Genomic DNA, 23,108 nt, shown 5'->3' on the forward strand with positions numbered 1-23,108 from the left:
TAATTTAAAGAAAAAGCGGGAAAAAATGTTACAGGCGTGACCAGGCCGCTGCTTTCTGGAACAGCGCGTCATCCGGGCGAATCCCGGTATAAAGGACAAATTGCTCCACGGCCTGAATAGCAAACACTTCGGAACCGGTAATCACGGTTTTACCGCGTTCACGGGCGTAGCGGATCAGCGGCGTGACGGGCGGTAGCGCCACCACATCAAAGATAACGCTCGCCTTATCCACTTCCTGTTCGGAATAAGAGAGTTTGTCGGCATCATTACCGCCAGCCATTCCGATAGGCGTGGCGTTAATTAACAAATCGGCTTCAATACCGTCGGTATCCGGGCGCCATTCATAGCCATAGAGTTCGGCCAGTTGTTTACCTGACGCTTCATCAATCGCGACAATATAACCACGGGTAAACCCCGCATCCTTCAGCGCGCAGGCCACCGCCTTTGCCATACCACCGCTGCCACGCAAAGCAAACACCAGGTCGGGAGAGACCTTGTAATTCGCCAGCAAGCGAGCTATTGCAATGTAATCGGTGTTGTACGCCTTCAGATGGCCATTGGTATTCACAATGGTATTAACTGAGTGAATGGCCTGAGCGGAAGCATCCAGTTCATCCACCAGCGGAATGCAGGCTTCCTTAAATGGCATAGAGATCGCGCACCCACGGATCCCCAGACCGCGCACGCCGCTAATGGCCTGCGTAAGATCGGTCGGCGAAAAGGCTTTGTAGAGATAATTGAGATCCAGCGCTTCGTACAGATAGTTGTGAAAGCGTGTACCGAAGTTACTCGGGCGTGCCGCCAGGGACATGCAGACCTGAGTATCTTTATTAATGCGCTTTGTCATGATGAATCCTCATGGAAGTTGCGATAGAGAAAATCATCGGCTAAAAAGGGGATATTAAAAATTGCTCATTCCCGTTCGGGAAATTTCACCTTTTATGACAACCCGGCACACTGAACAAAAATACTTAAAGCTACTCCAGCACTATGGCGACAAGCCTGTTAGCGTGACGCTACAGGAGCTGGCGGATGTGTTGTTCTGCACCCGGCGGCATATGCGTAATCTGTTGCTTCAGATGCAGGAGGCAAAGTGGCTCATCTGGCAATCACAGGCCGGACGTGGGCATCGCGCCCGGCTTCACCTGCGCTATAAACCAGAACAGCTGTTAAGCGAAAAGGCGGAGCAGTTGCTGGAGTCTGGTCATATTGATCAGGCCATTCAGCTGCTGGGTAAAAATAAGCACCAGGTGGCGCAACTGCTGCGTTCAAAGCTGGGCTATAGCGTGCGGGCAGACTATCAGCGGCTGTGCATCCCCTATTACCGGACAATGCCGTCGCTGTGCCCCGGCACGCCGTTGCGCCGCTCTGAACAGCATCTGGTCAGGCAGATTTTTAGCGGCCTGACGCGCATAAATGAGGAAAAAGGTGAAGTCGAAGCCGATCTTGCCCACCACTGGCGGCAGATTGATCCGCTGCGCTGGCGTTTTTATCTGCGCCCCGCCGTCCTCTGGCATGATGGTCAGGAGCTGACGATCGACGCGGTTATCGCTTCACTGACCCGCAGCGCTAAGCTGCCGTTGTTCTCGCACTTGCAGACCATTCAGGCCACCGGGCCGCTGAGCCTTGAAATTACGCTGGCGCACCCGGATAACCGACTGCCGCTACTGCTCAGCCATATTGATGCCATGATCCTACCGCCTGACCATACGCAACGCGCTGATTTCCCGGCACATCCCGTGGGAACTGGCCCTTATGAGGTGGTGGAAAACAATGGCTTTCATCTGCAAATGAAGGCCTTTGACCACTATTTCGGTCTGCGCGGGCTGCTGGATGAAGTGGAGGTCTTTATCTGGCCGAATTTAACGGAGACAGACAACCTGGCGGAATCGCTGTCGGATAACGACACGGCAGCCTGGCTCAGCTCCAGCCTGAGCGATGAGGATTACGTTTCCGGACGGCTTAGCCAGGTATCAGGCAAACCTTCTGACAACCTGCGCGAGATGTTTCTTGAGCGTGGAGGATATTTTTTATTATGCGACAGCCGCTCCCCGCACTGGCATACCGCCGAACATCGCCGCTGGCTGCGGGAAACACTCAGCCCTTACGCCATACTCCAGCATCTGAGTGAGGCAATTCGCCCCTTCTGGGTACCGGGCGGCAGCCTGCTGTCCTCCTGGTTTCATACTATTGAGGCGGGCCCGGCCTGTTCACCTTTTATCTCGTCGTCGCCCTACGCGAAACTGCGTCTGGCCTATCACGATCAGCACCCTGAATTTCCAATGCTCCTGGATATCATGCAAGAGATCATGCGCCAGCAGGGCATTTTACTTGAGGGCGTTGAGCTGAATTATGATGACTGGGCGAATGGCAAAGCCAATGTGGATCTCTGGCTGGGGACGGTCAATTTCCCCATTCCCGAAGAGTGGAACGTCGGTACATGGCTACTGGGCTCCCCTTTACTGCGCCACGCCATCAGCGGTGGGGATGATGCGCTGCTGGCCCAATGGGAAACCCAGTGGCATGCCGAAACCATCAGCGCGGAACAACTGGTCAGGGAAACCACCCGTTCAGGCTGGCTACAGCCGCTTTTTCACCACTGGATGCGACTCAAAAGCCCCGACCGGGCCAGGGGGATCCACCTGAATAACCTGGGATGGTTTGATTTCCGATCCACCTGGATTGAGCCAGGGCCTTAAAGAAGAGAATGTTACCGGGTGCCCGTAGCGCTGGCAGGCGTAGCACCTCTTAGTCGCTCTTCAGCCACCATAGAGAAAGAACAGCGCCTGTCACGGCGCACAAAAAAAGGCCGTCTATCGACGGCCTTTTTTCTGGTGCAACATTTGTACTTACTCTACCGTCACTGATTTCGCCAGGTTACGCGGCTGGTCAACGTCGGTGCCTTTAATCAGCGCCACGTGATACGCCAGCAGTTGCAGCGGAACGGTGTAGAAGATAGGCGCGATCACTTCTTCCACATGCGGCATCTCAATGATGTGCATGTTGTCGCTGCTCACAAAACCCGCATCCTGATCGGCGAAGACGTACAACTGACCGCCACGCGCGCGAACTTCTTCGATGTTGGATTTCAGTTTCTCCAGCAGTTCGTTGTTCGGCGCCACCACAATCACCGGCATGTCGGCGTCAATCAGCGCCAGCGGCCCGTGTTTCAGCTCGCCTGCAGCATAGGCTTCCGCGTGAATGTAAGAGATCTCTTTCAGCTTCAGAGCGCCTTCGAGCGCAATCGGATATTGATCGCCACGACCGAGGAATAGCGCGTGATGCTTGTCAGAGAAATCTTCTGCAAGCAGCTCGATGCGTTTATCCTGCGACAGCATCTGCTCAATACGGCTCGGCAGCGCCTGTAGGCCATGCACGATATCATGCTCAATGGACGCATCCAGACCTTTCAGACGCGCCAGTTTCGCCACCAGCATCAACAGCACGGTTAACTGGGTGGTAAAGGCTTTGGTAGATGCTACGCCAATTTCCGTACCCGCGTTGGTCATCAGCGCCAGATCGGATTCACGCACCAGCGAAGATCCCGGCACGTTACAAATTGCCAGAGAGCCCAAATATCCCAGCTCTTTCGACAGACGCAGGCCAGCCAGGGTATCTGCGGTTTCGCCAGACTGTGACAGGGTGATCATCAGGCTGTTACGGCGCACGGCAGATTTGCGATAACGGAATTCAGAGGCGATTTCAACGTCGCACGGAATACCTGCCAGCGATTCAAACCAGTAACGGGAAACCATACCGGAGTTGTAAGACGTACCGCAGGCGAGGATCTGAATATGCTCAACCTTCGACAGCAGTTCATCGGCGTTCGGTCCCAGCTCGCTTAAATCCACCTGACCGTGGCTGATACGCCCGGTAAGGGTGTTTTTGATCGCGTTCGGCTGTTCGTAGATCTCTTTCTGCATGTAGTGGCGGTAAATACCTTTATCGCCCGCGTCATATTGCAGATTGGATTCGATATCCTGACGTTTTACTTCCGCGCCGGTGTTATCGAAGATATTTACCGAACGGCGAGTGATTTCAGCGATATCGCCCTCTTCAAGGAAGATAAAGCGACGAGTCACTGGCAACAGCGCCAGTTGGTCAGAAGCGATAAAGTTTTCGCCCATACCCAGGCCAATCACCAGCGGGCTACCAGAACGTGCCGCCAGTAGGGTATCCGGGTGACGGGTATCCATGATCACTGTACCGTACGCACCACGCAGTTGCGGGATAGCACGCAGAACAGCCTCACGCAGAGTACCGCCCTGTTTCAGTTCCCAGTTTACCAGGTGTGCAATCACTTCGGTGTCGGTTTCAGAAACGAAGGTATAGCCACGCGCTTTTAACGCTTCACGCAGCGGTTCATGGTTTTCGATGATGCCGTTATGCACCACCACAATGTGTTCAGAAACATGCGGATGCGCGTTAGCTTCTGAAGGTTCACCGTGCGTCGCCCAACGAGTGTGAGCAATACCGGTGCCGCCATGCAGAGGATGTTCTTCCGCTGCCTGAGCCAGCATCTGGACTTTACCGAGGCGACGCAGGCGGGTCATATGACCTTCTGCATCAACCACGGCCAGACCGGCAGAGTCATATCCGCGGTATTCCAGACGACGTAAACCTTCGAGAAGGATTTCAGCTACATCACGCTGCGCGATAGCGCCAACAATTCCACACATAGTTTTATTTCCTGATTATGGCATTACGCCATGCGTTGTCGCTGACCTGTATGCCCGTCGTTGCGGGCACCCCGAGCCTTGTAGAGAGTGGGGTATTTTTATAAGTACTGCTCATGGAGCGGAGGATTATTTTATCCTCTCATCTCCGGTCTGCCGGATGGCGCTGACGCTTATCCGGCCTACAAAATCACTTTTTCTTCACCGGACGCTGCCAGCCTTGCTTATGCACCTGCGGCACGCGGCTTAATACCAGTTCATTGTCAGCTACGTTACGGGTGACAGTAGTCCCTGCGGCGATGGTGGCCCCTTTACCAACAGTAACCGGCGCCACCAGTTGGGTATCGGAGCCGACAAACACATCGTCGCCAATAACCGTTTTGAATTTGTTCGCGCCATCATAGTTACAGGTGATGGTCCCCGCGCCGATATTCACGTTGTCGCCAATTTCCGCATCGCCCAGGTAGGTCAGATGGCCGGCTTTAGAACCTTTACCCAGACGCGCTTTTTTCATCTCAACGAAATTGCCGACGTGAGCGCCCGCTAACAGCTCCGCGCCGGGACGCAGGCGAGCAAACGGACCGATGGTGCAGGCCGCTTCCAGATGCGCATCTTCCACCACGCTGTATGGGCTAATTTCGCAGTCATCGCCAATAACGCTGTTTTTAATAATGCAGCCCGCGCCGATTTTCACGCGGTGACCGAGCGTTACATAACCTTCGATGATAACGTTAGCGTCAATTTCCACATCCATTCCACAATGAAGGGTGCCGCGGAGATCAAAACGTGCCGGATCGCGCAACATAACGCCGGATAACAGCAGTTTCTCCGCCTGTTCGGCCTGGTAAATACGCTCCAGACGAGAAAGCTGTAGACGGTTATTCACTCCGTCCGTTTCGCTGATGCGAGCCGGATGCACCGCGGCGATTTCCCGTCCTTCCTGATAAGCCAGCGCGATGATATCTGTGATGTAATATTCACCCTGCGCATTATTGTTAGTCAGCTTAGACAACCAGCGTTTCAGGTCCGCGCCGTTGGCGATCAGAATACCGGTGTTAATTTCCTGGATTTGACGCTGTTCATCAGTGGCGTCTTTATGTTCAACGATGCCGGTCACTTTACCGTTTTCACGCGTAATACGGCCATAGCCGCTCGGATCGTCCAGCTTCACGGTTAATAACCCAATACCACCCTGCGGTTTGGCATCGCGCAGGCGCTGTAAGGTTTCAACCGAAATCAGCGGCACGTCGCCGTAAAGCATTAAAATATCTTCATCGTCGCTAAAGAAGGGCGCGGCCTGCTGCATTGCGTGACCTGTTCCCAACTGTTCCGCCTGAAGCACCCAGTTTAGCTTGTCATCTTTCAGGGTCTGTTTTAACAACTCGCCACCGTGGCCATAGACCAGATGAACCTGTGCGGCCCCTAATTTAGTAGCTGCATCAATGACATGCTGCACCATGGGTTTACCCGCCAGCGTGTGCAGCACTTTAGGAATATCGGAATACATGCGCGTGCCTTTACCTGCGGCAAGGATCACTACGCTCATAGCACTATTTAACATACGCGTCCTGACTGTAATTTGAGAACGAATTTATACTGTTTCACGTTGAAAATACTACATTTTTTTCATCGTAAAATGGAAGAAGGATAAAACGCTCACCGGGATAAAATCCCCGCCTGCTAATGAATCATTTTCGTTCATTACCGCGCCTCTTGTCTCCTGAAAAGTAAAAACACCCGCGTATTGGCAATGTAGTCCGATGTTTTTGCTGTTTTTTTACTCCATAAATAAAGAAGATAACGAAATAAAGCGCAGGGGAGTCAGAAAAGCAAAAACCAGCGACAGAGGCCGCTGGTTTTCCGTTGCGCGTATTTTTTACTTAATTACGCGACATAAAAATCCGCAAAATATACCAGAACATGGTCGCGATAGAAGCAAACAGATGTAATGCCGCGCCAGCAGGGCGATCGGTAGGGTAATGGTGAATAATGTTAGAAGTGTCGTAAAGTATAAACCCGGCGCACAGCAGTACCATTAGCGCAGAAAACCAGACGCCCAGCGAGAAGCCGCAGATGACGCTGGCAATAATCGCGCCAAAAGCAATGAACCCAGCCATAGTCAGAAACGAGCGCAGAAAAGAAAAGTCTTTTTTTATGGAAAACGCGGTAAACGTCAGGCCGCCGACCAGCAACAGAGTCGTTATTGCCGCCGCGCCAATGCTCGACGGGTTAATATACGCCGCCACCGTTAACAGGGGGGCAAAAATCAGGGATTCTGCCAACACATAAATCCCCAGCCCGATAAGTTGCGTTTGATTATTCCCCGCATTATCCGCCAGACGGGTCGCCAGCATTCCCACCAGCATAAAAGCGCCGAGAACCACCAACCAGCTATATCTTCCACCAGCCAGCAGCACATCAAGCGCATACTCCCCGACCCCTATAAAACTCCACGCCGCGCTCAATACGATAAAACCGACGATGGCGACGGCGAGATGAAGATAAGCACGACGAATAAAGGTAGTACGATCAATCCTTGAGTCGGGTTGTGGACCCGCAAAGGATGGCTGAAATGACATAGTAATAATCCCTCATTTTATGCAATAAAAACGCATCCATTCCTCCCTTCTTCGCACAATGTGCAGATGCCAATGCCAGAAAGAAGGATTTAATGAAAACAGCGCTGTCGCTGAAAACGCGTCGCCTTCAGCCGCTTGTTTTTGTCGTTGCTAGTTTATCGAATAAAAATTGAGAGGATAAAAAAAAACCAGTCCGCAATCAGACTGGTTTTATGCTTTCAAGCCGGTGTTACATCGCTTTTTTGGTCAACTCGATAACGCGCAGTTTAGCGATCGCTTTGGCCAGTTCCGCAGACGCCTGAGCGTAATCCACGTCACCGTGCGAGCTCTTAATGTGCTCTTCGGCTTTACGCTTCGCTTCCAGGGCTCGCGCTTCGTCGAGATCCTGACCGCGAATCGCGGTATCCGCCAGAACGGTCACGCTGCCAGGCTGCACTTCCAGAATGCCGCCGGACAGATAGATAAACTCTTCATGACCGTGCTGCTTAACGATGCGAATCATACCAGGCTTAATGGCGGTGAGCAGCGGCGCGTGCCCCGGGTAAATCCCCAGTTCGCCTTCGCTACCCGTAACCTGGATTTTCTCGACCAGACCGGAGAACATTTGTTGCTCCGCGCTGACGACATCCAGGTGGTAAGTCATTGCCATATCACCCTCCGATTAAGGCGTTAAAGTTTTTTGGCTTTTTCCACGGCTTCGTCGATGGAACCGACCATGTAGAACGCCTGCTCCGGCAGGTGATCGTATTCGCCTTCCATGATGCCTTTAAAGCCACGGATGGTGTCTTTCAGGGAAACGTATTTGCCCGGAGAACCGGTAAATACTTCCGCCACGAAGAACGGCTGGGACAGGAAGCGCTGAATTTTACGCGCACGAGCTACCACCAGTTTATCTTCTTCAGACAGTTCATCCATACCGAGGATGGCGATGATGTCTTTCAGTTCCTGATAACGCTGCAGGATGGACTGAACGCCACGCGCGGTGTCGTAGTGTTCCTGACCAACAACCAGCGGATCCAGCTGACGGCTGGTGGAGTCCAGCGGGTCAACGGCCGGGTAGATACCCAGGGATGCGATCTGACGGCTCAGTACCACGGTTGCATCTAAGTGCGCAAAGGTGGTGGCTGGAGACGGGTCAGTCAAGTCATCCGCCGGTACGTATACCGCCTGTACGGAGGTGATAGAACCGGTTTTGGTGGAGGTGATACGTTCCTGCAGAACGCCCATCTCTTCCGCCAGAGTCGGCTGATAACCTACCGCGGAAGGCATACGGCCCAGCAGTGCGGATACTTCCGTACCGGCCAGGGTGTAACGATAGATGTTATCGACGAACAGCAGTACGTCACGACCTTCGTCACGGAATTTCTCCGCCATGGTCAGACCGGTCAATGCAACGCGCAGACGGTTTCCCGGCGGCTCGTTCATCTGGCCATACACCAGGGATACTTTATCGATAACGTTGGAGTCGGTCATTTCGTGGTAGAAGTCGTTACCCTCACGAGTACGTTCACCTACGCCCGCAAACACAGAGTAACCGGAGTGCTCGATCGCGATGTTACGGATAAGCTCCATCATGTTTACGGTTTTACCTACACCCGCACCACCGAACAGACCGACTTTACCGCCCTTCGCGAACGGACACATCAGGTCGATAACTTTGATACCGGTTTCCAGCAGTTCCTGAGAGTTTGACAACTCTTCGTAGGAAGGTGCTGCGCGGTGAATCGCCCAACGCTCTTCTTCGCCGATCTCGCCTTTCATGTCGACCGGTTCGCCCAGGACGTTCATGATACGACCCAGCGTGGCTTTACCTACCGGGACTTCGATCGGGTGTTCGAGATCTTTTACATCCAGACCGCGACGCAGACCGTCAGAAGACCCCATCGCGATGGTACGCACGATACCGCCGCCAAGCTGCTGCTGAACTTCCAGCACCAGCTTCTCATTACCATTCTGCACCTCAAGGGCATCGTACACGCGTGGTACGGCATCCTGAGGGAACTCGACGTCGACCACGGCGCCGATTACCTGGACAATCTTTCCAGTAGCCATCTTAAATCCTCTACGAAATAACCTGGTTAAACCGCGGCGGCCCCCGAGACGATCTCGGTGAGTTCCTGAGTAATGCTGGCCTGACGAGCTTTGTTGTATACCAACTGCAGCTCTTTAATCAGGCTGCCGCCATTATCGGTTGCGGCTTTCATCGCCACCATTCGTGCGGCCTGCTCGCTGGCCAGGTTTTCTACCACGCCCTGATAAACCTGAGACTCCACATAACGACGCAGGAGAGTATCCAGCAGCGCTTTCGGGTCTGGTTCATACAGGTAATCCCAGGCTTTACGCTTCAGATCATCATCTTCTGACGCCGGCAGCGGCAGCAGTTGAGTGATCGTCGGCACCTGAGACATGGTGTTAATAAATTTGTTGCTGACAATGTAAAGCTTGTCCAGACGGCCTTCGTCGTAGGCCTGCAACATCACTTTAACCGGACCGATCAGTTCGGACAGAGAAGGGTTATCCCCCATACCTGTCACCTGAGCGACAACGTTGCCGCCTACGGAATTAAAGAATGACACGCCCTTAGAGCCGATCATTGCGAGTTCGCACTGAACGCCTTTATCGGACCATGCCTTCATATCCGCCAGCAGCTTTTTGAACAGGTTAATGTTCAAGCCACCGCACAAACCACGGTCGGTCGACACTACCAGGTAGCCCACGCGTTTAACGTCGCGCTCTTCCAGGTAGGGGTGCTTATATTCCAGATTACCGTTCGCAAGGTGACCAATCACTTTGCGCATGGTCTCTGCATAAGGACGGCTGGCCGCCATGCGATCCTGCGATTTACGCATTTTGGAAGCGGCGACCATCTCCATCGCTTTAGTGATCTTTTGCGTGTTCTGGACGCTTGCGATCTTACTACGTATCTCTTTTGCGCCGGCCATGAGCTTCTCCTCAATGCCTTACGGCCTGCCCTAAGGCAAGCCGCCAGACGTTACCAGGACTGGGTTGCTTTGAAGGAATCGAGGATGCCTTTCAGCTTGCCTTCGATTTCGTCGTTATAGCCACCGGACTGGTTGATCTCTTGCATCAGCGGAGCGTGATCACGGTCGACGTAAGCCAGCAGTGCGGCTTCGAAGCTACCGATTTTCGCCAGTTCGACATCCGCCAGATAACCACGTTCTGCTGCGAACAGAACCAGAGACTGCTGCGCGACGGACATCGGCGCATACTGTTTCTGTTTCAGCAGTTCGGTCACTTTCTGACCGTGGTCAAGCTGTTTACGGGTGGCATCGTCAAGGTCGGATGCAAACTGAGAGAACGCCGCCAGTTCACGATACTGCGCCAGCGCGGTACGAATACCACCGGACAGTTTTTTCATAATCTTGGTCTGGGCTGCGCCACCTACACGGGATACCGAGATACCCGGGTTAACCGCAGGACGAATACCGGCGTTAAACAGGTTAGATTCCAGGAAGATCTGACCATCGGTAATCGAAATTACGTTGGTCGGAACGAACGCGGAAACGTCACCTGCCTGCGTTTCGATAATCGGCAGCGCGGTCAGTGAACCGGTTTTCCCTTTCACTTCACCTTTGGTGAAGGCTTCGACGTAGTCGGCGTTAACACGCGCAGCACGCTCCAGCAGACGAGAGTGGAGGTAGAATACGTCGCCCGGGAATGCTTCACGTCCTGGCGGACGACGGAGCAGCAGGGAGATCTGACGGTAAGCAACAGCCTGTTTAGACAGGTCATCGTAAATGATCAGCGCATCTTCGCCGCGGTCGCGGAAGTATTCGCCCATTGCGCAACCGGCATACGGCGCCAGATACTGCAGCGCAGCGGATTCGGACGCGGTAGCCACCACAACAATGGTGTTAGCCAGCGCGCCGTGTTCTTCCAGTTTACGCACCACGTTAGAGATGGTGGACGCTTTCTGGCCGATAGCGACATAGATACATTTGATGCCGGAGTCGCGCTGGTTGATGATGGCGTCGATAGCCAGCGCGGTTTTACCGGTCTGACGGTCACCGATGATCAGTTCACGCTGACCACGACCGATTGGGATCATGGAGTCAACGGCTTTATAGCCGGTCTGCACCGGCTGATCGACAGACTGACGATCGATAACGCCCGGCGCAATCGCTTCAACGGCAGAGAAGCCGTCATTATCAACCGGACCTTTACCGTCGATTGGCGCACCCAGGGTGTTCACCACACGTCCCAGCAGACCGCGGCCAACCGGAACTTCCAGGATACGACCCGTACATTTAACCTTCATGCCTTCGGCAAGGTCAGCGTATGGACCCATGACTACCGCACCCACGGAGTCGCGCTCCAGGTTCAGTGCGATAGCGTAACGGTTACCCGGCAGGGAGATCATTTCACCCTGCATACAATCGGCCAGGCCGTGAATGCGGATAACACCGTCACTGACAGAAACAATAGTACCTTCGTTGTGAGCTTCGCTCACCACATTGAACTGAGCAATGCGCTGCTTGATCAGTTCGCTGATTTCGGTGGAATTCAGTTGCATGCTCCAGTCCCCTTAAGACTGCAAGACGTCTGCAAGGCGCTCAAGACGGCCGCGTACGCTGCCATCAATGACCATATCACCCGCCCGGATGATAACGCCTGCCATTACAGACTTATCGATTTTGCAATTCAGCTTCACTTTGCGTGACAGACGTTTTTCCATCGCGGCGCTGATTTTCGAAAGCTGCTCTTCACTCAATGCGGTTGCCGACGTAACTTCTACCTCGGAGGTAGCTTCACTGGCGGCACGCAGATGAATAAACTGCTCCAGAACATCCGGGAGCGCGTTCAGACGATTATTTTCAGCCATCACCCGAATCAGGTTCTGACCGTTTTCGTCTAACTGCTCACCGCAGACTGCGATAAACGACTCAGCGAGCGTTTCCGGCGCCAGCGCGCCAGAGAGAAGCTCTGCCATTTGTTCGTTCTTGGTTACCTCGGCGGCAAACGCCAGCATATCCTGCCAGCGCTCTACACTTTGGTGTTCAACGGCAAAGTCAAAAGCTGCTTTGGCGTAGGGGCGAGCTACCGTAACAAATTCAGACATCAGCCCCTCCCTCCTTACAGTTCAGCGACAAGTTTATCCACGATGTCGCTGTTAGCAGCTTCATCCACGGAACGTTCGATGATCTTCTCGGCGCCAGCAACAGCCAGGATAGCAACTTGCTTACGCAGCTCTTCACGGGCGCGTTTACGCTCGGCTTCAATTTCCGCCTGCGCCTGCGCCACGATTTTAGTACGTTCCTGCTCTGCTTCAGTTTTGGCTTCGTCCAGGATCTGAGCGCGGCGTTTGTTTGCCTGCTCGATGATTACCTGAGCTTCCGCTTTCGCTTTTTTCAGCTGGTCGGTCGCGCTGGCCTTTGCAAGGTCAAGATCCTTATGTGCTCGTTCAGCAGAAGCGAGACCGTCAGCAATTTCTTTCTGACGTTTCTCGATGGCTGCCATTAACGGCGGCCATACGTACTTCATGCAAAACCAGACAAAGAGAATAAACGCGATGGCCTGGCCGAGGATTGTTGCGTTAAGATTCACAGCACAATGCCTCTATCTAGTTAACCTTCTGATATTGCTCTTAATTCAAGCAACGCTTACTACGCGACAGCGAACATCACGTACAGACCCAGACCTACAGCGATCATCGGGATAGCATCCACCAGACCCATAACGATAAAGAACTGAGTACGCAGCAGAGGAATCAGATCAGGTTGACGCGCCGCGCCTTCCAGGAATTTACCCCCGAGGATGCCGATACCGATCGCAGCACCGATTGCCGCCAGACCCATCATCACAGCGGCAGCCATGTACAGCAGATCCATATTCAGGTTTTCCATGACAGTCTCCAGTTTGTTTCAGTTAAAACGTAGTAGTGTTGGTAAATTAATGCTCTTCGGACGCCATCGACAGATAGACAATCGTCAGAACCATGAAAATGAAGGCTTGCAGCGTAATAATCAGGATGTGGAAAATGGCCCACGGCACATTCAGAATCCACTGTGACCACCACGGCAACAGACCAGCAATCAGAATGAAAATCAGCTCACCGGCATACATGTTGCCGAACAGTCGCAGACCGAGAGAAACCGGTTTGGACAGCAGACTTACCCCTTCAAGGATTAAGTTGACAGGAATGAACGCCCAGTGATTGAACGGCTGCAGCGTCAACTCTTTTGCGAAGCCGCCGATGCCTTTCATTTTGATGCTGTAGAACAGAATAAGGATGAATACGCCCAGCGCCATCGACAGGGTGATGTTGACGTCAGCAGACGGCACCACGCGCGTTGCCGGCAGACCCAGCCAATGCTCAGCGATATACGGCAGCAGGTCGATAGGCAGTAAGTCCATCAGGTTCATAAGGAATACCCAGACGAAAATCGTCAGGGCCAGCGGCGCAATCAGCTTGCTTTTGCCATGGTACATGTCTTTGACGCTGCCATGCACAAAGCCGACTATCAGCTCAATCGCGGTCTGAAACTTGCCTGGCACGCCGCTGGTCGCTTTTTTAGCAACGCTACGGAACATCACCAGAAACAACAGACCCAGCACCACCGAGAAGAACATGGAGTCAATATTGAGCGTCCAGAAGGTGGCTGGGGGGTTCTGCGGATCCACCAGCGAGAAAGTACGCAGGTCCAGCTGAAGGTTATTCAGATGGTGTCCTATGTATTCCTGCGGCGTCATATTTTCTGAAGCCATGATGCCTTTTACCCTTTGTTGTTAATTACAGCCGGCGCCAGTATCTGAACCACCAGCACCAAAACCCACGTAACGATCAGCGGCAAAAACACCGCCTTTAAAACCGCCAACGCCACCACCAGTAAAACCAGCATCGCTAACACCTTGAAGGCTTCACCGAAGGCGAAAGTCCAGGACACGCGGCCCTTAGCAGGTGTATGCGCCTGGTGACGCCAGGCAAATATCATAAACAACATATTAGGCAGTGCCACTGCCAATCCCCCACATACTGCGGAGATGCCCCAGAAGGGGTCTTTGAGGCAAAACAGCAATCCACTTGCTATTACCGCCAGAAACTGAATGAACAGAAGCTTACGAGCAACGTTTCGACTCACGAGCGACACAGACATCACGTTTTTACTCCTGCTCACTTCGAGGTATGCCGCGTGTCGTATAAAACGTTCTTTAAGACTTAGAGTCAAGCATCAAAAAGCGGTCAAATTATACGGTGCGCCCCCGTGATTTCAAACAATAAGTAGCCAAAAGGTGAATAAATGTTTAAATATTTTTCTCTGGCCCGCATTTTTAACTTTTAGCCAAAGTGTGAACGATCGTACAAAACTGCAAATAGCGCGAAAACACTGGCGATAAAGCGTGCACCAGATCACACATTAAACATATTCATGCTTACGCAATTCATTTACGTGTCAATTCATGCCTTTTCATCTTTTTGATATTTAAGCGTAAAACCAGGTACTGTTTTAAAAATACCAGCTTACACCTTAAAAACGCCCCATTGACATTTATAATAAAAATTTAACAAGCAAAAGTGATTTTTCGATTCGATTTTTAGCAGACTGATATTTACAAAGTTGATTACTCTCTGTTTTAACAAAAGAAGCGACGTTGTCATGTTGAAACGAAACCGTAAATCCAGAGTTAAATGTAACAACGCTGAAATGCGTTATACCTGTCGATTTTTAACACAAGCCGCGTCGTTTTTTTTCTATTTTTTTTTGATAAAAATTAAACTTTGTTTGACTTAATAATCACCAGATGCCGCTCGCCTTCCAGTTGCGGAACGCGTAATTTTTCAACAGATTCGACGCTAAAATTGTCAGGTAGTAAGGCAATTTCATCCCCTGGCAATTGCCCTTTTAAGGCATAAAAACGCCCTTTCTCTCCCGGCAGATGGTGACACCAGCTCACCATATCATTCAACGATGCGAAAGCGCGGCTGATAACGCCATCAAACGGCGGTTCGGAGGGATAGGCTTCAACGCGGCTTTGAACCGGCGTGATGTTTTCCAGTTTCAGTTCGTGCTGGACCTGACGCAGAAAACGTACCCGCTTGCCCAGGCTGTCGAGTAAGGTGAAATGCGCGTCAGGGAGAACAATAGCCAGCGGGATGCCCGGCAGCCCCGGTCCTGTTCCTACGTCGATAAAACGCTGTCCCTGAAGATACGGCGCAACGACTATGCTGTCGAGAATATGGCGTACCAACATTTCGTTGGGATCCCGCACTGACGTCAGGTTGTATGCTTTGTTCCATTTGTGCAGCATATCAACGTAGGCGACCAGCAGCGTTTTCTGGTGATCGGTAAGAGAAATACCGGCATCAGCCAGCAGACGAGAGAGTTTGTTGAGCACGGTCATTACCTGTTAATAATCAAATGCCCGATGCGCTTTCGCTTATCGGGCCTACAAATTTGTAGGGCGGGCAAGCGAAGCGCCCCCGCCAAATTAGTGTTATCAAGCGCTACGACGCAGCATACCTTGTTTTTTCAGCCATACCAGCAGAATGGAGATTGCCGCTGGCGTAACGCCGGAGATACGCGATGCCTGGCCGATAGACGCCGGTTTATGATCGTTCAGCTTGGCGATAACTTCGTTCGACAGACCGGAAACCTGACGATAATCCAGCGTGGCAGGTAGCAACGTATTCTCGTTACGTAGTTGTTTTTCAATCTCATCCTGCTGGCGAGCGATATAGCCTTCGTATTTGACCTGGATTTCCACCTGCTCAGCGGCTTGCTCATCTTCAAGCGCAGGCGCGAATGCGGCAAGCGAAGTGAGCTGCGCGTAGGTCATTTCCGGACGACGCAACAGATCTTCGCCGCTGGCCTCACGGGAGAGAGGCGTGGTCAAATGCGCATTCACTTCATCGGCGGATTCCGCAGACGGCGTTACCCATGTCGATTTCAGCCGCTGACGTTCTCGTTCGATATTTTCCAGCTTCTCGTTGAAGCGCGCCCAGCGTTCATCATCCACCAGACCCAGCTCGCGGCCCATTTCGGTCAGACGCAGATCGGCGTTGTCCTCACGCAGCATCAGGCGATATTCGGCGCGGGAGGTAAACATGCGATACGGCTCTTTGGTGCCTAGCGTACAGAGATCGTCCACCAGCACGCCGAGATAAGCCTGAGAACGCGCAGGCGCCCAGCCCTCTTTGTCGGCGGAAAGACGCGCGGCATTCAGACCAGCGAGCAAGCCCTGCGCCGCAGCCTCTTCATAGCCAGTAGTACCGTTGATTTGACCAGCAAAGAACAGGCCGTGAATAAATTTACTTTCCAGAGTCGGTTTCAGATCGCGCGGGTCGAAGAAATCGTACTCAATCGCGTAACCAGGGCGAACGATCTTCGCGTTCTCCATGCCCTGCATGGAACGGACAATCTGCATCTGCACGTCAAACGGCAGGCTGGTGGAGATACCGTTAGGGTAAATCTCGTTAGAGGTCAGTCCTTCCGGCTCAAGGAAGATCTGATGCTGGTTACGATCGGCAAAACGCATCACCTTGTCTTCGATCGAAGGACAGTAGCGTGGGCCGATCCCTTCGATCACGCCAGCGTACATTGGGCTACGATCGAGGTTATTACGAATCACGTCATGGGTTTTCTCATTGGTATGCGTGATGTAACACGGCACCTGTTGCGGATGCTGAGAAGCATTCCCCATAAACGAGAAAACCGGCATCGGGTTATCGCCATGCTGTTGAGCCAACACGCTGAAATCGATAGTACGCGCATCAATACGCGGCGGTGTGCCGGTTTTCAGGCGACTGACGCGTAGCGGAAGCTCACGCAGACGGCGAGACAGCGGGATGGATGGCGGATCGCCAGCACGACCGCCGCTGTAGTTATCCAGACCAATATGAATTTTGCCGTCCAGGAAGGTTCCGACGGTCAGCACCACCGCTTTCGCGCGGAATTTGAGCCCCATTTGGGTCACGGCGCCGACAACGCGATCGTTTTCGACAATCAGATCTTCAACCGCTTGCTGGAAGATCATCAGATTCGGCTGATTCTCCAGCGCGGTACGCACCGCCTGGCGGTATAAGACTCGATCCGCCTGAGCCCGGGTAGCGCGAACGGCCGGACCTTTGCTGGCGTTTAGTATCCTAAACTGAATACCTGCCTGATCGATCGCTTTCGCCATCAGACCGCCGAGCGCATCCACCTCTTTTACCAGATGTCCCTTTCCAATACCGCCGATCGCCGGGTTGCAGCTCATATGTCCCAACGTGTCAATATTGTGTGTCAAAAGCAGAGTCTGTTGACCCATACGCGCTGCGGCCATCGCGGCCTCAGTGCCTGCATGACCCCCGCCAATAATAATGACGTCAAAAGGATCCTGATAAAACATGGTAATTGCCTCGCATAACGCGGTGTGAAAATGGATTGAAGCCCGGGCGGTGGATTCTACTCAACTTTAGCCGATGGAGAAAGCCCCGGGATCTGGGCTATTAAAAAGAAGATCTTTTTATTTAGAGATCTGTTCTATTGTGATCTCTTATTAGGATCGCTCCAGGCTGTGGATAACCCGGATCCTGTAATAAAGATCAATGCGTTGGAAAGGATCACTAGCTGTGAATGATCGGTGATCGTGGTCCGTATAAGCTGGGATCAAAACGGGTACTTATACACAACTCAAAAAGTGAACAACGGTTATTCTTTGGATAACTACCGGTTGATCCAAGCTTTCCACCAGATTTATCCACAATGGATCGCACGATCTTTACACTTATTTGAGTAAATTAATCCAGGATCCGAGCCAAATCTCCGCTGGATCTTCCGGAATCTCATGTTCAAGGATGTTGATCTTCAGTGTTTCCCCAACCTGTTTTGCGCCAGCGCCTTTCAGTTCCGCTTCTATTTTCTCAATCGCGCCGCAAAACGTGTCGTATTCTCGACTACCAATGCCAATTGCGCCGAAACGTACCGCGGAAAGATCGGGTTTCTGCGTCTGAAGGTCTTCATAGAAAGGGGTCAGGTTGTCCGGAATGTCTCCGGCGCCGTGCGTTGAGCTGATTATCAGCCAGATCCCGGAAGTTGACAGATCCTCTAATAACGGACCGTGCACCGTTTCGGTTGAAAAACCGGCAGCTTCCAGCTTTTCCGCCAGATGTTCCGCGACGTATTCGGCGCCGCCCAGGGTGCTGCCGCTGATAAGAGTAATGTCTGCCATTGATCGCTCGCTCAGGTAAAGAGGCTGCATTGTACTCTGTGAACGAGCTGGGATCTACCTGTGGAAAAATGTGGGATTAAAAAAGCCGATCATGGCTTGATGGTGCGCATGATCGGGTTCTGCAAGACGATCAGTGTCTCAGTGGACTGAATTTCATCAATTGTTTGGATCTTGTTGATAAGTACGTGCTGAAGCGCGTCGATTGATTTGCACATCACTTTTATAAAGATGCTGTAGTGACCGGTGGTGTAATACGCTTCCGTCACCTCATCCAGGCTTTCCAGCCGGGCCAGTGCGGAGGGATAGTCTTTGGCGCTTTTGAGGATGATGCCAATAAAGCAGCCCACATCGTAGCCCAGTTGTTTAGGGCTGACGTCAATCCGTGCGCCCGTAATGATCCCGGCCTGCTTCATTTTCTCGACGCGAACGTGAATGGTTCCAGGGCTAACGCCAAATTGTTTGGCCAGTTCGGCGTAGGCAGTGCGGGCATTTCCCATTAAGGCGTCAAGGATGCCGCGGTCCAGATTGTCGATCTGATAATTTTCCATCGCTTTTTCTTATGCAGATTAATGATTATCTCTATTTTAGCCATTATTTTTAACGAATCAAAACCGAAGTTAGCTTTTTATCTGTTGATTATTGAATAGTGCTCTCGTTTTGTTGCTTAATCATAGGCAACAGGACGCAGGAGTAAAAAAATGAAAACCGCTTACATTGCCAAACAACGTCAAATTAGCTTCGTGAAATCACATTTCTCTCGCCAGCTGGAGGAGCGTCTGGGTCTGATTGAGGTCCAGGCGCCGATCCTGAGTCGCGTAGGGGATGGTACGCAGGATAATTTGTCCGGCTGTGAAAAAGCGGTGCAGGTAAAAGTGAAAGCGTTGCCTGACGCCCAGTTCGAAGTGGTGCATTCACTGGCGAAGTGGAAACGTCAAACCCTGGGGCAACATGACTTCAGCGCGGGCGAAGGGCTGTACACGCACATGAAAGCCCTTCGCCCCGATGAAGACCGACTCTCTCCGCTCCACTCGGTCTATGTGGATCAGTGGGACTGGGAGCGTGTCATGGGCGATGGCGAGCGCCAATTTTCCACCCTAAAAAGCACAGTAGAGGCTATATGGGCAGGAATTAAGGCGACGGAAGCGGAAGTGCATAAACAGTTTGGTCTGGCGCCGTTCCTGCCGGATCAGATCCATTTTGTTCACAGTCAGGAACTGCTGGCGCGTTTCCCGGATCTGGATGCGAAAGGGCGCGAACGCGCGATCGCCAAAGAACTTGGCGCCGTTTTTCTGGTGGGGATCGGCGGTAAACTGAGCGATGGCCACCGCCATGATGTACGCGCGCCGGATTATGATGACTGGAGCTCCGCATCTGAGCTGGGCTACGCCGGTCTGAACGGCGATATCCTGGTGTGGAACCCGGTGCTGGAAGATGCGTTTGAGCTTTCCTCTATGGGTATCCGCGTAGATGCCGATACGCTGATGCGCCAGCTGGCGTTGACCGGTGATGAAGATCGCCTGCAACTGGAGTGGCATCAGGCGCTGCTGCGCGGCGAAATGCCGCAGACCATCGGCGGCGGGATTGGGCAGTCTCGTCTGACGATGTTGCTGTTGCAATTGCCGCATATTGGTCAGGTACAGTGCGGCGTATGGCCCGCGCAGGTTCGCGAAAGCATTCCTGCTATTTTATAAGCCGTTAGCGCCGCCAGCGTCTCAGCAGGCGGCTTCGCATCCCGGTGTCAAAGCGCCAGATATGATCGAAAATGCGCATGATGCCGGGTTTGCCGTGCGCCGACATCGCCACCGCGTGGAATCGATGCTGGTGAAGACGCTGCAACTCTCCCACTTTGCTCACCACGTCATCCGGCAAGCGCTGGGCGATAAAATCCGAAATGACCACCGCATCGGCATCAAACCATTCCCGTCCCTGCATTCTTTCAATAATGGCGCGAAAACAGCTGGCGATATCCGTGCCGCCGCGAAAACGTTGACTTAAAAAGCGGATGGCCTGCTCAATACCTTCCGGGCCGGAGAGTTCATAACGCACAACGTCAGTGGAAAACAGCATAATAAAGCAGCGGCGGTTATCCGCCAGCGCAACGCGCATCAACGCCAGGCAGAACGCTTTTGCGCACTGCTCGTTAAATCCCCCCATCGAGCCTGAAGTATCGACGCAGACAATAAACGGTCCGCGCGGCTGCTCGTCGACATCCTGGTGTACTACCGGCCGTTCGGTCACTTTCTCACGCCACGCTTCGCCATGCAGGCGATAGGTGAGGAGCTGTTTTTCCACTAACCGGCGGTAGAATTCATATTCCAGCTCGGTAATGCCGAGCGTCGCCAGCTCTGGCGGCAACAGGCGCAGAATATCATCGCCTTGCTGAATACCGTCAACCTGCTCCGGCACCGTAGCGGGTTCGCGTACCAGTGTACGAAAGGTTTCCATCGGCGCGTCTTTTTTCGGTACCGATTTGGCTTCCCGCGAACGTCCCAGTTGTTCCGCCAGTTGCATTAGCTCCGGCTGGGCGGCGAGAAATTCGCCGTATTTTACGATCAGTTGATAATCACCACGTTTAAGCTGGCCCGCGCTCATATCCCACAGTCGGCCTGCGGCATTATCATTTTCCGCCAGCGTCGGTTCCAGTTGCCCGCTCAGCGTCATCCGTTCCTGAACGTCACTCAGCAACTGCTCGCGCTCTTCTTCCAGTAATTGCTGGTTTAACGTGGTGGCCTGCACGACCAGACTTAACCGCCAGCGTTGCAAAAAAAGCGTGTGTAGCGCAGGGGTAAAGGTACTGTTGCTCTCCGTCAACTGCTTCGCCTGCGCGGCATACGGTGAATGCAGGCGATGAAGCAACGCCAGTATTTGCGGCAGTTGCACGATGAACTGTGGGGTAGAGAGAAGTTGGCTTTGCTGATAACACATGACCTCTTCCGTGAGTTCCGGCGGAACGCGTGCGTCTTTAAGACGGCTGCGTAGCGCTTCCCGCCAGCGCGGGAGATCGGCGGTCACGGCGTTTTTTAAACGTGGAAACTTTTCAAAGAAAATGACCAGCTGTGGGGAAGCCAGTAGCGCGAGGATCATCTCTTCGACCATTCCCTCTTCGCTGACGGCCAGCATGGTATTTAGCGTATCCAGCGTCAGCATTGTTGCGCCTGGCGGATCTGTTCTCCTACATCCTGCAGGCTGGCCTCAATGCGCCCTAACCAGTCGCTGTGAATAAACAGGCAATGTTGCTGCTCGCTGAAGCGGGTATGCTGCTGGCGCCAGTCGTTTTCTAACGTTTCCAGCTGCTGTTTGATCTCCGCAGGCATACTGTCTTCAGCCGCTCCCGGTAACGCCAGACGGGTACCTTGTAGACTGATGTCGCGCACCACCAGATGTTGAGCGTTATCGACTTCCATATTCAACGTTTGGGCAAAGCCGATCCCGTTCAGTTTGCCGCGGATCTCGCCGCCTTTGGTCAGCCAAAGTTCCAGCGCGCTGCGGTCAAAGGTAATATGGATCACTTCCATATCATGCAGTTTTAGCGGTTTTTGTAGCAATAACGTCAACGTTGACGCACTGGCTTCCGGCGGTAAAGTGTAATGCGGGCGGCGGCTGAACATACCGCCTTCTTTAATGACGGTGAAGGCGGTTTTATCGCTTTGCTGTTGCTGCAACTGGAGGCGGCGCTGGACAATACCGCCGAGGCGAGTCAGCATGGCCTGCTGCTGCCAGGCGTGTCCGGTCATCAATATTTCCAGTTGCTGTTGCATGAGATTCAGACTCTGCGCGTCATACCACAAGCAATCTTTTAGCAGGATAAGGTCAATCGGCGCAACCGCGTCACGTCCGCTAAAGAAGGCGCTGGCCTGTAACAGGCGGATGGCTTTCTTCCAGCGACGGTCGGAGACATAAGGCGCATTCGGCAAATTATCCAGCTGTTGGCGCAGAGTAAATATCAGCTCAAAGACCGGATCAGGGAGTGAAATCGCGCCGATATCTTTTTGCCACTGTTGATATTCTTCGTCGCTAACCTGTAACGAGGCGGGGACCGGGTTATCACTCTCATCCTGCTGACTAATCAGCATGGAGCGGAAATTGGCTTTATCCTGAACTTTATCCAGCCACAGGCGAATCAACATTCGGTCGTACAAGGCTTCCAGGCTGCTGTCCGCTTCGGGCAGTTCGTTGGAGGCCGCCACCAGCAGCCGCATCGGAATTTTTTCCTCAAATGCGCCGTTGCGGAAATGGCGTTCGTTAATGGCGGTCAGCAATGTGTTCAGGATAGCGGGCCCGGCTTTCCAGATTTCATCCAGAAAAACGATTTCGGCTTCGGGAAGATAGCCGGTCGTTAAGCGTTCATAGCGACCTTCATCTTTCAGCGCCTGAATAGAGAGCGGGCCAAACACCTCTTCCGGTGTGGAAAAGCGTGTCATCAGATATTCAAAAGCGCGGGCGCGCTGGAAAGCAAACTTCAGGCGGCGGGCAATCAGACTCTTGGCGATACCGGGCGGGCCCAACAAAAAGACGCTCTCACCGCTTAACGCCGCCAGTAGGCAAAGGCGTATGGCGTGACTACGTTCATACAGCCCCTTCTCAAGGGCGCTGCTCAGACGGGAAATTCTTTCCGCTAATAAATGTGGGTGAGCCATAATAAAGAGGCGTCCTTTCGACAAATGGATCATGCTAATTGCGAGTA

General features: G+C 52.8%; 21 protein-coding genes. 2 read left to right on the forward strand and 19 right to left on the reverse strand.

Going from position 1 to position 23,108, the window contains the following annotated elements; genetic code table 11:
* Positions 1-28 precede the first annotated feature (28 nt).
* A complete protein-coding gene (locus NA986_RS23085; RefSeq protein ID WP_000166709.1) occupies positions 29-847 on the reverse strand; it encodes a shikimate 5-dehydrogenase in 819 nt (272 codons plus the stop codon).
* A gap of 94 nt (positions 848-941) precedes the next feature.
* Here NA986_RS23085 and NA986_RS23090 point away from each other — a divergent pair, with 94 nt between their 5' ends.
* A complete protein-coding gene (locus tag NA986_RS23090; protein WP_023215950.1) occupies positions 942-2,699 on the forward strand; it encodes an SgrR family transcriptional regulator in 1,758 nt (585 codons plus the stop codon).
* A gap of 150 nt (positions 2,700-2,849) precedes the next feature.
* Here NA986_RS23090 and glmS read toward each other — a convergent pair whose 3' ends face one another.
* The 16 genes from glmS to asnC all read right to left on the reverse strand — a co-directional run bounded on the left by glmS (position 2,850) and on the right by asnC (position 18,972).
* Positions 2,850-4,679, reverse strand: a complete 1,830-nt coding sequence (glmS, locus tag NA986_RS23095) for a glutamine--fructose-6-phosphate transaminase (isomerizing) (protein WP_000334061.1) — start codon at positions 4,677-4,679, stop codon at positions 2,850-2,852.
* Between the two features lie 187 nt (positions 4,680-4,866).
* Entirely contained in the window at positions 4,867-6,237 is a 1,371-nt protein-coding gene (glmU, locus tag NA986_RS23100; protein ID WP_000934851.1) for a bifunctional UDP-N-acetylglucosamine diphosphorylase/glucosamine-1-phosphate N-acetyltransferase GlmU, read from the reverse strand.
* A 319-nt stretch (positions 6,238-6,556) separates the two neighbouring features.
* Positions 6,557-7,255, reverse strand: a complete 699-nt coding sequence (locus NA986_RS23105) for a Bax inhibitor-1/YccA family protein (protein ID WP_000009904.1) — start codon at positions 7,253-7,255, stop codon at positions 6,557-6,559.
* A 229-nt stretch (positions 7,256-7,484) separates the two neighbouring features.
* Positions 7,485-7,904, reverse strand: coding sequence for a F0F1 ATP synthase subunit epsilon (locus tag NA986_RS23110; RefSeq protein ID WP_001251971.1), 420 nt, complete (start codon positions 7,902-7,904; stop codon positions 7,485-7,487).
* A 20-nt stretch (positions 7,905-7,924) separates the two neighbouring features.
* Entirely contained in the window at positions 7,925-9,307 is a 1,383-nt protein-coding gene (gene atpD, locus NA986_RS23115; protein WP_000190499.1) for a F0F1 ATP synthase subunit beta, read from the reverse strand.
* Positions 9,308-9,333: 26 nt separating this feature from the next.
* On the reverse strand, positions 9,334-10,197 hold the full coding sequence (atpG, locus tag NA986_RS23120; RefSeq protein WP_000896506.1) for a F0F1 ATP synthase subunit gamma: 864 nt from the start codon (positions 10,195-10,197) through the stop codon (positions 9,334-9,336).
* Between the two features lie 50 nt (positions 10,198-10,247).
* Positions 10,248-11,789, reverse strand: a complete 1,542-nt coding sequence (gene atpA / locus NA986_RS23125) for a F0F1 ATP synthase subunit alpha (RefSeq protein ID WP_001176751.1) — start codon at positions 11,787-11,789, stop codon at positions 10,248-10,250.
* A 12-nt stretch (positions 11,790-11,801) separates the two neighbouring features.
* Complete coding sequence (gene atpH / locus NA986_RS23130; protein WP_001288957.1) at positions 11,802-12,335, reverse strand: F0F1 ATP synthase subunit delta; 534 nt, start codon at positions 12,333-12,335, stop codon at positions 11,802-11,804.
* Positions 12,336-12,349: 14 nt separating this feature from the next.
* Positions 12,350-12,820 carry a F0F1 ATP synthase subunit B gene (gene atpF, locus NA986_RS23135; RefSeq protein WP_001052212.1) on the reverse strand — a complete coding sequence of 157 codons (471 nt, stop codon included), beginning with the start codon at positions 12,818-12,820 and terminating at the stop codon, positions 12,350-12,352.
* Positions 12,821-12,879: 59 nt separating this feature from the next.
* On the reverse strand, positions 12,880-13,119 hold the full coding sequence (atpE, locus tag NA986_RS23140) for a F0F1 ATP synthase subunit C (protein ID WP_000429386.1): 240 nt from the start codon (positions 13,117-13,119) through the stop codon (positions 12,880-12,882).
* A 46-nt stretch (positions 13,120-13,165) separates the two neighbouring features.
* Positions 13,166-13,981 (reverse strand): F0F1 ATP synthase subunit A, encoded by an 816-nt coding sequence (gene atpB, locus NA986_RS23145; RefSeq protein ID WP_000135632.1) that lies wholly within the window; start codon positions 13,979-13,981, stop codon positions 13,166-13,168.
* A gap of 8 nt (positions 13,982-13,989) precedes the next feature.
* The gene (gene atpI, locus NA986_RS23150) at positions 13,990-14,370 is read right to left on the reverse strand and encodes a F0F1 ATP synthase subunit I (RefSeq protein WP_000116685.1); all 381 of its coding nucleotides are present in this window, start codon (positions 14,368-14,370) and stop codon (positions 13,990-13,992) included.
* A gap of 616 nt (positions 14,371-14,986) precedes the next feature.
* Positions 14,987-15,610, reverse strand: a complete 624-nt coding sequence (gene rsmG / locus NA986_RS23155; protein WP_023215949.1) for a 16S rRNA (guanine(527)-N(7))-methyltransferase RsmG — start codon at positions 15,608-15,610, stop codon at positions 14,987-14,989.
* Positions 15,611-15,712: 102 nt separating this feature from the next.
* Positions 15,713-17,602, reverse strand: a complete 1,890-nt coding sequence (gene mnmG, locus NA986_RS23160; RefSeq protein WP_023215948.1) for a tRNA uridine-5-carboxymethylaminomethyl(34) synthesis enzyme MnmG — start codon at positions 17,600-17,602, stop codon at positions 15,713-15,715.
* 378 nt (positions 17,603-17,980) lie between these two features.
* Entirely contained in the window at positions 17,981-18,424 is a 444-nt protein-coding gene (gene mioC / locus NA986_RS23165; protein ID WP_000763722.1) for an FMN-binding protein MioC, read from the reverse strand.
* An 89-nt stretch (positions 18,425-18,513) separates the two neighbouring features.
* Positions 18,514-18,972, reverse strand: a complete 459-nt coding sequence (gene asnC, locus NA986_RS23170; RefSeq protein ID WP_000433018.1) for a transcriptional regulator AsnC — start codon at positions 18,970-18,972, stop codon at positions 18,514-18,516.
* A 150-nt stretch (positions 18,973-19,122) separates the two neighbouring features.
* Here asnC and asnA point away from each other — a divergent pair, with 150 nt between their 5' ends.
* The gene (gene asnA / locus NA986_RS23175) at positions 19,123-20,115 is read left to right on the forward strand and encodes an aspartate--ammonia ligase (RefSeq protein ID WP_000845118.1); all 993 of its coding nucleotides are present in this window, start codon (positions 19,123-19,125) and stop codon (positions 20,113-20,115) included.
* A gap of 4 nt (positions 20,116-20,119) precedes the next feature.
* On the opposite strand, the gene viaA is transcribed toward asnA, so the two are convergent.
* Positions 20,120-21,571, reverse strand: a complete 1,452-nt coding sequence (gene viaA / locus NA986_RS23180) for an ATPase RavA stimulator ViaA (protein WP_000956588.1) — start codon at positions 21,569-21,571, stop codon at positions 20,120-20,122.
* The gene (ravA, locus tag NA986_RS23185) at positions 21,565-23,061 is read right to left on the reverse strand and encodes an ATPase RavA (RefSeq protein WP_000940975.1); all 1,497 of its coding nucleotides are present in this window, start codon (positions 23,059-23,061) and stop codon (positions 21,565-21,567) included. The genes viaA and ravA overlap by 7 nt, the downstream gene beginning before the upstream one ends.
* Positions 23,062-23,108 lie beyond the last annotated feature (47 nt).

The organism is Salmonella sp. NW177 (assembly GCF_051811585.1).
In the GTDB taxonomy this organism is placed as follows: domain Bacteria; phylum Pseudomonadota; class Gammaproteobacteria; order Enterobacterales; family Enterobacteriaceae; genus Salmonella; species Salmonella enterica.